The sequence below is a fragment of the Mesorhizobium sp. Arg314 genome (assembly GCF_053714275.1).
Map to the genome: position 1 here is coordinate 43882 of NZ_JBSKBP010000024.1, position 11298 is coordinate 55179.

The following is an 11298-nucleotide window of genomic DNA, read 5'->3' on the forward strand; positions in this document are numbered from 1 at the left end:
ATAGAGTCTCGGCGCGCGCTGGGCAACGTCATGCCGCTCGTGGTCAGAGGGAATCAATGTGGCGCTTGTTCGGCGGGCACTGCCTCGATGATCACAAAGGCTTGAGCAAGCGGAAAATCATCGGTGATGGTGAGATGGATCAGCGCGCGGTGGCCTTTCGGCAGGATTTTCTCCAGCCTGGCCGCGGCGCCGCCGGTCAGCGCCATGGTCGGAGCGCCGCTCGGCAGGTTGATCACGCCCATATCGCGCCAGAACACACCCTCGGCCATGCCCGTACCCAGCGCCTTGGCGCAGGCCTCCTTGGCGGCGAAGCGCTTGGCATAGGAAGCGGCGCGGGCGGCACGCCTTTCCGACTTGGCCTGTTCGACCTCGGTATAGATGCGCTGGATGAAGCGCCGGCCGTGCCGCTCCAGCGATTTTTCGATGCGTCTGATGTCGATCAGGTCGCTGCCGATGCCGACGATCATTCCGCGGGCACTTCCGGTCCGCCTTGCCGCGCTTTCTTCTCGGCACGCTCGGCCATGCGCTTCTTGCGCTGCTCGCGAAACGCCGTCATGCCCCAGCGCGTGATGCCATAGAACAAGAGCCCGAAGATCAGGCCGAGCGGAACCGCGCCGATCAGCATCGGCTCCAGAACGGGGTGCCAGAGCTTCGCGAAGGAAAGCTTATGCATCATTTCGCCGAGTTGCTCGGGCGGCCCGTGCTTCGGCAGGTGCTCGCGCAGGAGCAACTTGCCGGTTTCCCAGGACGCGCCCCACAGAAGCGGGAAGGTCAGCGGATTGCCGAAGAACACGGCGCCAAGTGCCGCCGCGACCAGATTGCCTGCGATGATCCAGCACAGCACGGCGGCGACAATGAAGTGGAAGCCAAGCGGGAAGAAGGAGGCAAAAACGCCCGCGGCAACGCCGGCGGCGACCGAATGCGGCGTCGCCTTCAGCCGCAGGATGCGTTTGGAAAAATACTGCACGGAACGCGAGAACGAGCGGCGCGGCCATAGATAAGTACGCACCCGCTCCAGGAGGCCATCAGGCTCTCGGCGTCGAAAAAGCACTCTGTTCCAGTTCCCGGTCCAATACGCGCTGCCCCTGCCACCGGGTCGCGCCAAACTGTCTTGCGCTTCGAGGGCGCAGAGAGGCAACAAGACTAATATAGCGATAGCCAGGCCGCATAACAACGAAACGCCGTCGCGATGGTCTGCCGCAGGTGTAACAACAGCGTCATTCTGGCGAAACTGAGGAAAACAACCGGGATACGGAGCCGATGATCATCATTAGACCGGCGCGAGTCGAAGACGCCGAGGCACTGCCCCAGATCGAGCAGTCCGCCGGATTGGCGTTCCGCGCCATCCTCCAACTGGCATGGCTCGCCGATGGAGACAATGTCAGCGCGGAACGGCACCGCGCGCTGATCGCCGGGGGCGCTTGCTGGGTTGCCGCCGACAACAAGGACCGGCCGGTCGGATTCCTGAGCGCCGGGATCGAGGGCGATGCGCTGCATATCTGGGAGTTGGACGTGCGCCTAGACCGGCAAGCCTCGGGCATCGGCCGCGCTCTGCTTGAACGGGCGACCGCGGACGCCAAGCGGCTTGGCCTTGCGGCAGTGACGCTGACCACCTTTCGCGCCGTCGCCTGGAACGCGCCCTTCTATCGGAAATTCGGATTTCGTATCCTCGAAGGCGCCGGGATCGACGAACGGCTCGCAGGCCTGCTCAGCGACGAGGCCGAGCATGGCATGCCTTCGGACCAGCGCTGCGCCATGCGGCTCGATCTCAGTCGAGCGGATACTCGCTGATCTCAACCAGATTGTCGTCCGGATCGCGGAAATAGACCGACATCATCGGGCCGCGCGCGCCGGTGCGTTGGACCGGTCCGACTTCGATCGCCACGCCACTGGCTTCGAGGCTGGCCTGGACTTCGGCAAGCGGCACCGCCGCCACGAGGCAGAAATCGCCGGAACCCGGCGTCGGCGTCTTTGCCTTTGGCTCGAAAGTGCGGCCGACTTCGTGCAAGTTCATCTTCTGCGAGCCGAACACAAGCGCCGTCGGCCGGTTCGGCTCATCCAGGCGCCGCATGCCAAGCACTCGCCGGTAGAAATCGCAGGTCGCTTCAACCGAACGGACCGTCAGCACGAAATGGTCGATGCCGGCGATCATATCTATTGAGACCTCAGATGTTGCGGCTTCCCGGCTTAACGGCCGGAATGGCGGCAAGTTCCGGCGGCAGGCGGTCGGCGGGATAGGCGGGCACTTCATACTCGGCAAGCGCGATCAGCGGCACGCCGACATCGGTCTTGCCGGCCGAGCGGTCGATGATGCAGGCGGCCGCCACCACCTCGGCGCCGAGCTCGCGCAGGCAGTCGATCGTCTCGCGGATTGAGAGCCCCGTGGTGACGATGTCCTCGACGATGACGACGCGCGATCCCTTGGCGATCTCGAAGCGGCGGAGCCTGAACTCGCCCCCTTCCCGCTCGACCCAGATCGCCGGCGCGCCGAGATGGCGCGAGGTTTCATAGGCCGGTATCAGGCCGCCGATGGCCGGGCCGACGACATAGTCGATCCTGCCCGGCACCGCTCTGCGGATTTTCTCGGCCAGCGCCTTGCACAGGCGCTCGGTCTTGTCGGCATGCATGAAGACGCGCGCCTTCTGCAGGAAGACCGGGCTGCGCAGGCCAGACGTCAGGATGAAATGACCCTCGAGAACGGCGCCGGCCTCGCGGAAAATGCCCAGCACTTCGTCGGTGTTCATCGTTCGCTCCATGTCCATGCTGAGTGGTAGTGAGTAGTGGGTAGTGGGTAGTGGGTAGTAGGTAGTAGGTAGTGGGTGGTAAGGTAGTTTTCTTTAACTATTCACTATTCACTATTCACTACTCACTACTCACTACTCACTACTCACCACTCACTATTCACTATTCACCCGTTGACACGCCGCGCATCGCTGACGCTCGAATTGTCCTTGAGCTGCGACAGCAGCCGGTTGAGATGCTTCAGGTCCCAGACTTCGAGATCGATCAGCATCTCGGTGAAATCGGGCGCCGTGCGTATCATCGACAGCGTGTGGATGTTGGCGTCGTTGGACGCGACCACCTGGGCGATGTCGGCCAACGAACCCGGTGCGTTGATGGCGGTGACCGAGATGCGCGCCGGGAAGCGTTCCTTGGTGCGCTCGTCGATATCCCAGCGCACGTCGATCCAGCGCTCGGGCTGGTCGTCGAAGGCCTGCAGCGCCGGCGACTGGATCGGATAAATGGTGATGCCGGTTCCCGGCTGGATGATACCGACGATGCGGTCGCCGGGCACAGCACCCTCCGGCGCGAAGCGCACCGGAAGGTCGCCACGCACGCCGCGGATCGGCACCGCGCCGTCGCGCGGCTGGTCCTTGTCCTTGCGCGCGGCGCGACTGCCGGGCATCTGGAACAGCATGCCGGCGGCATTGCGGATCTTCGACCAGCCCTCCTCGCGCTGCTTGGGCGCCGCGACGGTGACGCGCTCGTCCTTATAGTCGGGGAAAACCGCTTTCATGACGTCGGTGGAGCTCAGCTCGCCGCGGCCGACCGAGGCCAGCACATCCTCGATATCCTTGCGCGCCAGCCGGTGCAGCACCGGCTTCAGGCTCTCCTTGGTGAATGTCTTGCCGGCGCGCTCGAAGGCGCGTTCCAGGATGCGGGCGCCGAGGCCGGAATATTGCTTGCGGATCGCATTCTTGGTGGCGCGGCGGATGGCGGCGCGCGCCTTGCCGGTGACCACGACCGATTCCCAGGCGGCGGGCGGCACCTGCGCCTTGGAGCGGATGATCTCGACCTCGTCGCCGTTCTTCAGTTCCGTCATCAGGGGCATAATGCGGCCATTGACCTTGGCGCCGACGCAGGTGTCGCCGACATCGGTGTGGACGGCATAGGCGAAGTCGATCGGCGTGGCGCCGCGCGGCAGCGCGATCAGCATGCCCTTGGGCGTGAAGCAGAAGACCTGGTCCTGGAACAGCTCCAGCTTGGTGTTCTCGAGGAAATCCTCCGGATTGTCGCCTTCGGCCAGCTGCTCGATGGTGCGCCGCAGCCAGGCGTAGGCATTCGTCTCCTTGGAGATCGCATGGCCGGCGCCGTTCATCTTGCCGCCGCTATCCTTATAGATCGAATGCGCGGCGACGCCGTATTCGGCGATCTTGTTCATCTCCCTGGTGCGGATCTGCAATTCGACGCGCTGGCGCGACGGGCCGACGATGGTGGTGTGGATCGAGCGGTAGTCGTTCTGCTTAGGCGTCGAGATGTAATCCTTGAAGCGGCCGGGCACCATCGACCAGGTGGTGTGGATGGCGCCAAGCGCGCGGTAGCAATCGTCTACCGAATCGACGACGACCCGGAAGCCGAAAATGTCGGAGAGCTGCTCGAAGGAGAGCGCCTTGGCCTCCATCTTGCGGAACACCGACCACGGCTTCTTCTGCCGGCTTTTCACGCCCGCCTTGATGGCGTGTTTTTCGAACAGGCCCGACAGCGCCGTCTCGATCTCCTGCAAGACGCCCTTGTTGCGCTCGAAAATCTCGGCAAGCCTCGCGGTAACGGCGCGATAAGCCTCCGGATTGATGTAACGGAAGGCTATTTCTTCCAGTTCCTCGCGCATGCCTTGCATGCCCATGCGCCCGGCTAAAGGCGCATAGATGTCCATCGTCTCCTCGGCGATGCGCAGGCGCTTGGACTCGGGCATATGGTCGAGCGTGCGCATGTTGTGCAGGCGGTCGGCGAGCTTGACCAGAAGAACGCGAATATCCTCGGAGATCGCGAGCAGAAGCTTGCGCAGATTCTCGGCCTGCTCCGCCTTCTTGGAGACGAGGTCGAGTTTTTTCAGCTTGGTCAGGCCTTCGACCAGCTTGCCCATCTCCGGACCGAACAGTTCGTCGATCTCGGCCCTGGTCGCCGTCGTGTCCTCGATCGTGTCATGCAGCAGGGCAACGGCGATGGTCGCCTCGTCCATATGCATGTCGGTGAGGATGGCGGCGACTTCGAGGGGATGCGAGAAATAGGGATCGCCCGAGGCGCGCTTCTGGTGGCCATGCTTTTGCATGGCATAGACATAGGCCTTGTTGAGCAGCGCCTCGTTGACGTCAGGCTTGTAGCGCTGGACGCGCTCGACAAGCTCATACTGACGCATCATGGGCGGGATCTCGCGGTGCTGAAATGAATGATGCGCCGCACCAAGGTGCGACGCATCCCATAGATAGCCACGAAACTCACGAGACGGAAGTGCCGGATGCTTGATCCAGGCAAGTTCCGGGAAGCTTAGTAATCGTCGCTCTTTTCCGGCGGTACGAGACCTTCGATGCCGGCGAGCAGGTCTTCCTCGCTCATGCGGTCGAAAGTGACGTTCTCCTCGGCGTCGTCGGCGTCGGCTGCAACGGCGGTCGCGCCGGTCTGATCGGCGATCGCCTCGCCCTCGGCCTCCGGCTCGTCGACCTCGACATGCTTCTGCAGCGAGTGGATCAGGTCTTCCTTGAGGTCGTCGGGAGACAGCATCTCGTCGGCGATCTCGCGCAGCGCGATGACCGGGTTCTTGTCATTGTCGCGCGGAACGGTGATCTGCGCGCCCTGGCTGATCTGACGGGCGCGGTGGCCGGCGAGCAGCACGAGTTCAAAACGGTTGTCGACCTTGTCGATGCAATCTTCAACGGTTACGCGGGCCATGGACTGCCCCTTTCATGCGATGGATTTGATGGAAAGCTGGCGCGCTCCATAACGCGGGCGCGGCCGAAATACAAGCTTTATGGCGGCGGCGTCAGCTTTGCGGACCTTTGCCCGGCTCATCATCGAACCGCGCCATGATGAAGCTCACATAGTCGCGATCACAATTGCTTGCAATGCGGGGCCCTGCCCTTGGATATCCACAAATCTCGCGTTATCTCGGATGTGACGGTGCCAAGGCCCATTTGTCGGACCTATTCGTCAAACGCTTTTAGACGACAGAAATTTTCGAAAGGGATGTTTTTCAATGTTCGATCCTCGTGAAAAGATCGCTCTTTTCATCGACGGCGCCAATCTCTATGCCACGTCGCGCGCGCTGGGCTTCGACATCGACTACCGCAAGCTTCTGTCGAGCTTCCAGAAGCGCGGCTATCTGCTCAGAGCCTACTATTACACCGCGCTGGTCGAGGATCAGGAATATTCCTCGATCCGGCCGCTGATCGACTGGCTCGACTATAACGGCTTCAAGGTGGTGACCAAGCCCGCCAAGGAATTCACCGACTCGACCGGCCGCCGCAAGATCAAGGGCAACATGGACATCGAGTTGACCGTCGATGCGCTCGAGCTTGCCGACGTCGTCGACCATTATGTGATCTTCTCCGGCGACGGCGACTTCCGCACGCTGGTCGAGGCGCTGCAGCGACGCGGTCGCAAGGTGTCGATCATCTCGACCATGGCTTCGCAGCCGCCGATGATTTCCGACGACCTGCGCCGCCAGGCCGATCATTTCATCGACCTGATGACGCTGAAGAACGAAGTCGGACGCGACCCGTCCGAGCGGCCCGCGCGCCGGCCGGAACCTGCCGAAGTCGACGAGGACGATTATTGACGGGGCGGCGGCGTTGTCCGCCGTGCCCTGCCCCGAACCCGATCATGACTGCCCGCTTTGCCCGCGGCTGCATGATTTCATCGCAGGCTGGCGCGGGCGCGAGCCGGGGTGGTTCAACGCGCCGGTGCCGACCTTCCTGCCGCCGGAGGGTGAAGCCTCTGTCCGCCTGCTGATCGTCGGGCTGGCGCCCGGCCTGCGCGGCGCCAACCGCACGGGACGCCCCTTCACCGGCGACTACGCCGGCGATCTGCTCTACGGCACGATGATCGCGCAGGGCCTGGCCCGCGGCGAGTTCAAGGCGCGACCGGACGACGGGCTTGAGCTTGTCGGCACGGCCATCACCAACGCCGTGCGCTGCGTGCCGCCGGAGAACAAGCCGGTCGGCGCCGAAATCGCCACCTGCCGGACCTTTCTCAAGCCGACCATCGCGCGCTTTCCCAATCTGCGCGCCATCCTGACGCTGGGTTCGATCGCACACCAGTCGACGGTGCGGGCGCTGGGCGGACGCGTCGCCGCCATTCCGTTCCGTCATGGCGGCAGGCAGGAGGCCGGCGGCATCGCGCTGTTTTCCAGCTATCACTGCTCGCGCTACAACACCAATACGGGCGTGCTGACGGAAGCAATGTTCGTGAGCGTGTTCCAGGAAATCGCGGCGTTCCTGAAGGACTAGATTCAAGCGTCCTCCGGTGGGCCGACGCCGGCTCACACCGGCAGCAGCGCGTCCGGCTTCACGTCGCCGATCGAGGCGTAGGTATGTGTCTCCTTCACCCCCGGCAGCGGTAAGATGACCCGTGTCAGAAAATCCTGATAGGCGGCCATTTCCGAAATTCGCGCCTTTACCAGATAGTCGAAACCGCCGACGACCATGTGGCACTCGAGAACCTCGGGCGCCTTGGTCACCGCTTCGGCGAAGCGTTCGAAAATATGAGGCGCCGTGTGATCTAGTCGTACCTCGATGAAGACGAGCGTGCCGCGTCCGATCTTGGCAGGGTCGAGCACGGCCCGGACCGCGGTGATGTACCCTTCGCGGAACAGCCGCTTCACCCGCTGGCTCGTGCCGGTCGGCGACAGGCCGACACGCGCCGCCAGGTCAAGCGTGGTGCGGCGTCCATCCTCCTGCAGCAGCCGAAGAAGATTGCGGTCGACGCCGTCGAGACCACCCACTTCAGGATTCACTTTGGAACTGCCTTTCCAGTGTGAATTCCACTACCATTTTCCAAAAAGAGCGTATTTCAACGCTATGGCCTGAGCAATAGCCTGCGCATTCGTCACAGCGGTGGAGACGGTCTCCATCTCGGACGACATATGGGTGGCAGGTCGTGGCAGACGCAGGGGACGCAGGAAACACGAGACTGGCGATTATCGCCGGCCTCACCATGATCGGCATCTACGCTATCCAATTCGTCGCGGCTCGCTTCAGCCTCAGGGAGCATCTGACGGCGACAGATCTGGCCGCCTTGCGCTTTGGCGGCGCGGGGGTGGTCTTTGTGCCGATCGTCTGGCGCGGCGGCTTCGCGCCCATGAGGGCGCTGGGTTGGCGACGGGCACTGGCATTGGCGGCACTGGCCGGCTTGCCTTATCCGTTGATCATCAACTGGGGTCTGACCTATGCGCCTGCCGCCCACGCGGCGGCGCTCTGTCCCGCGTCGATCGTCTTCTTTTCGTTCCTGCTGTCGCGCGTCTTCTTCAATGACGGCGCTTCGCAACGGCGCACAATCGGCGTCGTTGCGATCATCGCCGGGCTGTTGCTGTTCATCGCGGCGGCGCGTGACGCCGCCAACGGCGTCCTCATCGGCGACGTTCTGTTCATCGGATCGGGCCTCATGTTTTCGACCTATGCCGTTCTCGTGAGGCTCTGGCGTGTCGATCCGGTCACGGCGACGGCTGCTGTCGTGCTGCTGTCGTGCCTACCGTTGCCGGTTCTCTATCTCTTCGCACCAAGCCATATCCATGCCGCGGCGGCCACGGAGATCGCCGGCCAGATCGTGATCCAGGGAATTCTGGCCGGCGCGGCAGCCATGTTCCTCTATACTTATATCGTGCGGCAATTGGGACCGCAGACGGCATCGCTGTTCCTGCCCGGCATACCGATCGCCACGGTCATTGTCGGCATGGCGGTACTCGGCGAAACGCCGATGACGATCCAGTTCGCAGCCATCGCCATCATGGTAGCGGGAATGGCCTTCTCGGCGATCGGGACACGCACCGCCAGCGCGAGCCTGAATGCACAAGCGTCAGGCGGATCGTGAGACTTTTCAGCGATATACGCAAAATACTGCGGATACAGATTCGGGGTTTGCGGCCGGGCAACTCACTGCGGCGGCGCGAACAATTCGGCCAGCGTCTCGCGACTGCCCTTCAGGACGTTGAGATCGACATCGCCTTTGATGCCGTCGACGCGGCCCATATTGTGATACTGCCAGTAGATCCAGTCGTTCTCGCTCGGCCTCATCGCCAGTGACCGCAGCCAGCGCTGACGGCTAAGGATGCTGCCGGAATAGGCTTCGGCCGCCTCGTCGGTCAGATAGAAAATCGCCTGCTTGCCGAAAGCCGTCTCGACCGGGCCGAGGAAAGCGGCAAGCTCGGCGTTCAACTGCTGCGGAGACGGACGTTGCGGGCAATTGCCGCCGAACTCGATATCGACCACGGGCGGCAAAAGCGCTTCGCCGTGCGGCACCACCGAAATGAAGTTCCTCGCCTGATCGGCGCCAGGGCGGCAGAAGGTGAAGAAGTGATAGGCGCCGACCGCAAGGCCGGCGGCGCGCGCCTCGCGCAGATTGGTCGCGAATTGGGTATCGACATGGGTGCCGCCTTCGGTCGCCTTGATGATGGCGAAGGCGACATCGTCGGCCGCGACGCGCTGCCAGTCGATGCTGCCCTGGTGATGCGAGACGTCGATCCCCCGGATCGGGAACTCGCTACGGTCGGGTGAAAAGCCACGGAACCAGAAGAAGGCGCCCGCCGCGACGGCGCAGGCGACAACCGCGCCGGCAAGGCCCCAGAAAACAATCCGCTTCCCCAAGACCATCCCCCTGTCGGAACCTTGGAATTGCTCTAGCGTGCGCGCCGGAACAGAGAACCGGCCGGTGGCTTTTTTCAGGCGCATCCCGACGGCGGCGAAAGCTCAGCCGCGCTCCTTGAGCAGCCGGCCCTTCTCGCGCGACCAGTCGCGCTGCTTTTCGGTCTCGCGCTTGTCGTGCAGCTTCTTGCCGCGGGCGACAGCGAGCAGGAGCTTGGCGCGACCGCGGTCGTTGAAATAGATTTTCAGCGGCACCAGCGTCATGCCTTCGCGCTCGACGCTTTGCGAGAGCTTGGCCATCTCGCGCTTCGAGACCAGCAATTTGCGGCGGCGGCGCGGCTCGTGGTTGAAGCGGTTGGCCTGCAGATATTCCGGCAGGTAGGAATTGATCAGCCAGATCTCGCCGCCCTCGGCCGAGGCGTAGCTCTCCTGAATGTTGGCCTGGCCCTGGCGCAGCGACTTGACCTCGGTGCCGGTCAGCACCAGGCCGGTCTCGATCGTATCGAGCACCTCGTAGGAAAAGCGCGCCTTGCGGTTTTCCGCAACGGTCTTGTTGTTGGGATCGGCTTTCTTGACTTGATTCATAATGCGGAGAGGTGGCGCCTCATTCCTAATTAATCAAGCCGGCGTGCTTCATCGCCTGATCGATCTTCTCGGCGGTCGACGCCTCGATCGTCACCAGCGGCGAGCGCAGCACGTTCTCGACCTTGCCGAGCTTCGACAGCGCGTATTTGGCGCCGGAAACGCCGGGCTCGATGAAGATCGCCTTGTGCAGCGGCAACAAGCGGTCCTGCAGCTCGAGCGCCTTGGCGCTGTCGCCGGAGAGTGTCGCCTCCTGGAACTCGGCGCAGAGCCGCGGCGCGACATTCGAGGTAACGGAGATCGCGCCGACGCCGCCATGGGCATTGAAGCCGAGGGCGGATGCATCCTCGCCGGAGAGCTGGATGAAATCCTTGCCGCAGGTTATGCGCTGCTCGGAGACGCGCTCGACCTTGCCGGTCGCGTCCTTGACGCCGGCGATGTTCTTGAAGTCGTGGCGCAGCCTGCCCATCGTCTCCGGCGTCATGTCGATCACCGAACGCGGCGGGATGTTATAGATGATGATCGGCAGCTTGGTCGCCCTGGCGACGGCGGCGAAATGCTCATAAAGGCCACGCTGCGTGGGCTTGTTGTAGTAAGGCGTGACGACAAGGGCAGCATCGGCGCCGGCCCTTTCGGCATATTGCACCAGCCCGACCGCTTCCTCGGTGTTGTTGGAGCCGGCCCCGGCGACGACCGGAACACGGCCCTTGGCCACCTCGATGCAGACCTTGACCACCTGGCGGTGCTCATCATGCGACAGCGTCGGCGACTCGCCGGTGGTGCCGACCGGGACGAGGCCCTTGGTGCCCTCGGCGATCTGCCATTCGACGAAAGCGCGAAAGGCTTTCTCGTCGAAGCGCCCGCTCTTTTCGAACGGTGTAACGAGCGCGGTCAGCGAGCCTCTCAGCATGTCGTCAAAACTCCTTGGAACTTTGTTTATGCATGTCGTTGCCCCAAAACCGGTTCCCACTTTTGGGCGACATGCGTTTTCGTTCGTTGATGCATATCGTCATCCCAAAACCGGTACCCACTTTTGGGCGACATGCGTTTTCGTTGGTTGATGCATGTCGTCATCCCAAAACCGGTACCCACTTTTGGGCGACATGCGTTTTCGTTGGTTGATGCATGTCGTCATCCCAAAACC

At 62.9% G+C, this 11298-nt stretch carries 14 protein-coding genes; 4 read left to right on the forward strand and 10 right to left on the reverse strand.

Going from position 1 to position 11298, the window contains the following annotated elements:
* Positions 1-53: 53 nt before the first annotated feature.
* On the reverse strand, positions 54-467 hold the full coding sequence (acpS, locus tag ACWGS9_RS22980; protein WP_320214399.1) for a holo-ACP synthase: 414 nt from the start codon (positions 465-467) through the stop codon (positions 54-56).
* Complete coding sequence (locus ACWGS9_RS22985) at positions 464-1051, reverse strand: DUF2062 domain-containing protein (RefSeq protein ID WP_454507406.1); 588 nt, start codon at positions 1049-1051, stop codon at positions 464-466. The genes acpS and ACWGS9_RS22985 overlap by 4 nt, the downstream gene beginning before the upstream one ends.
* A 209-nt stretch (positions 1052-1260) precedes the next feature.
* On the opposite strand from ACWGS9_RS22985, the gene ACWGS9_RS22990 reads away from it, so the two are divergent.
* The gene (locus ACWGS9_RS22990; RefSeq protein WP_454507407.1) at positions 1261-1791 is read left to right on the forward strand and encodes a GNAT family N-acetyltransferase; all 531 of its coding nucleotides are present in this window, start codon (positions 1261-1263) and stop codon (positions 1789-1791) included.
* On the opposite strand, the gene ACWGS9_RS22995 is transcribed toward ACWGS9_RS22990, so the two are convergent.
* The 4 genes from ACWGS9_RS22995 to rpoZ form a co-directional block, all read right to left on the reverse strand.
* Complete coding sequence (locus ACWGS9_RS22995; protein ID WP_454507408.1) at positions 1769-2152, reverse strand: VOC family protein; 384 nt, start codon at positions 2150-2152, stop codon at positions 1769-1771. The two genes, ACWGS9_RS22990 and ACWGS9_RS22995, sit on opposite strands and share 23 nt — an antisense overlap.
* A gap of 13 nt (positions 2153-2165) precedes the next feature.
* On the reverse strand, positions 2166-2744 hold the full coding sequence (gene pyrE, locus ACWGS9_RS23000) for an orotate phosphoribosyltransferase (RefSeq protein ID WP_454507409.1): 579 nt from the start codon (positions 2742-2744) through the stop codon (positions 2166-2168).
* A gap of 164 nt (positions 2745-2908) precedes the next feature.
* Positions 2909-5140 carry a RelA/SpoT family protein gene (locus ACWGS9_RS23005; RefSeq protein ID WP_454507410.1) on the reverse strand — a complete coding sequence of 744 codons (2232 nt, stop codon included), beginning with the start codon at positions 5138-5140 and terminating at the stop codon, positions 2909-2911.
* 125 nt (positions 5141-5265) lie between these two features.
* Positions 5266-5667, reverse strand: a complete 402-nt coding sequence (gene rpoZ, locus ACWGS9_RS23010) for a DNA-directed RNA polymerase subunit omega (protein WP_320214393.1) — start codon at positions 5665-5667, stop codon at positions 5266-5268.
* A 304-nt stretch (positions 5668-5971) separates the two neighbouring features.
* Here rpoZ and ACWGS9_RS23015 point away from each other — a divergent pair, with 304 nt between their 5' ends.
* Together ACWGS9_RS23015 and ACWGS9_RS23020 are read left to right on the forward strand one after the other, a co-directional pair.
* On the forward strand, positions 5972-6553 hold the full coding sequence (locus tag ACWGS9_RS23015; protein ID WP_292471979.1) for a LabA-like NYN domain-containing protein: 582 nt from the start codon (positions 5972-5974) through the stop codon (positions 6551-6553).
* A 13-nt stretch (positions 6554-6566) separates the two neighbouring features.
* Positions 6567-7223, forward strand: coding sequence for a uracil-DNA glycosylase (locus ACWGS9_RS23020; protein ID WP_454507411.1), 657 nt, complete (start codon positions 6567-6569; stop codon positions 7221-7223).
* 32 nt (positions 7224-7255) lie between these two features.
* On the opposite strand, the gene ACWGS9_RS23025 is transcribed toward ACWGS9_RS23020, so the two are convergent.
* Positions 7256-7729 (reverse strand): Lrp/AsnC family transcriptional regulator, encoded by a 474-nt coding sequence (locus tag ACWGS9_RS23025; RefSeq protein ID WP_320214389.1) that lies wholly within the window; start codon positions 7727-7729, stop codon positions 7256-7258.
* 143 nt (positions 7730-7872) lie between these two features.
* Between ACWGS9_RS23025 and ACWGS9_RS23030 the strand changes: the two genes are divergently transcribed.
* Positions 7873-8802: a DMT family transporter gene (locus tag ACWGS9_RS23030; protein WP_454507412.1), complete on the forward strand. Its 930-nt coding sequence runs from the start codon at positions 7873-7875 to the stop codon at positions 8800-8802.
* A gap of 62 nt (positions 8803-8864) precedes the next feature.
* On the opposite strand, the gene ACWGS9_RS23035 is transcribed toward ACWGS9_RS23030, so the two are convergent.
* From ACWGS9_RS23035 to dapA, 3 genes are all read right to left on the reverse strand, one after another.
* Positions 8865-9581, reverse strand: a complete 717-nt coding sequence (locus ACWGS9_RS23035) for a glycoside hydrolase family 25 protein (RefSeq protein ID WP_454507413.1) — start codon at positions 9579-9581, stop codon at positions 8865-8867.
* A 96-nt stretch (positions 9582-9677) separates the two neighbouring features.
* Positions 9678-10157, reverse strand: a complete 480-nt coding sequence (gene smpB / locus ACWGS9_RS23040; RefSeq protein ID WP_112095724.1) for an SsrA-binding protein SmpB — start codon at positions 10155-10157, stop codon at positions 9678-9680.
* A 25-nt stretch (positions 10158-10182) separates the two neighbouring features.
* The gene (dapA, locus tag ACWGS9_RS23045; protein WP_454507414.1) at positions 10183-11064 is read right to left on the reverse strand and encodes a 4-hydroxy-tetrahydrodipicolinate synthase; all 882 of its coding nucleotides are present in this window, start codon (positions 11062-11064) and stop codon (positions 10183-10185) included.
* Positions 11065-11298 lie beyond the last annotated feature (234 nt).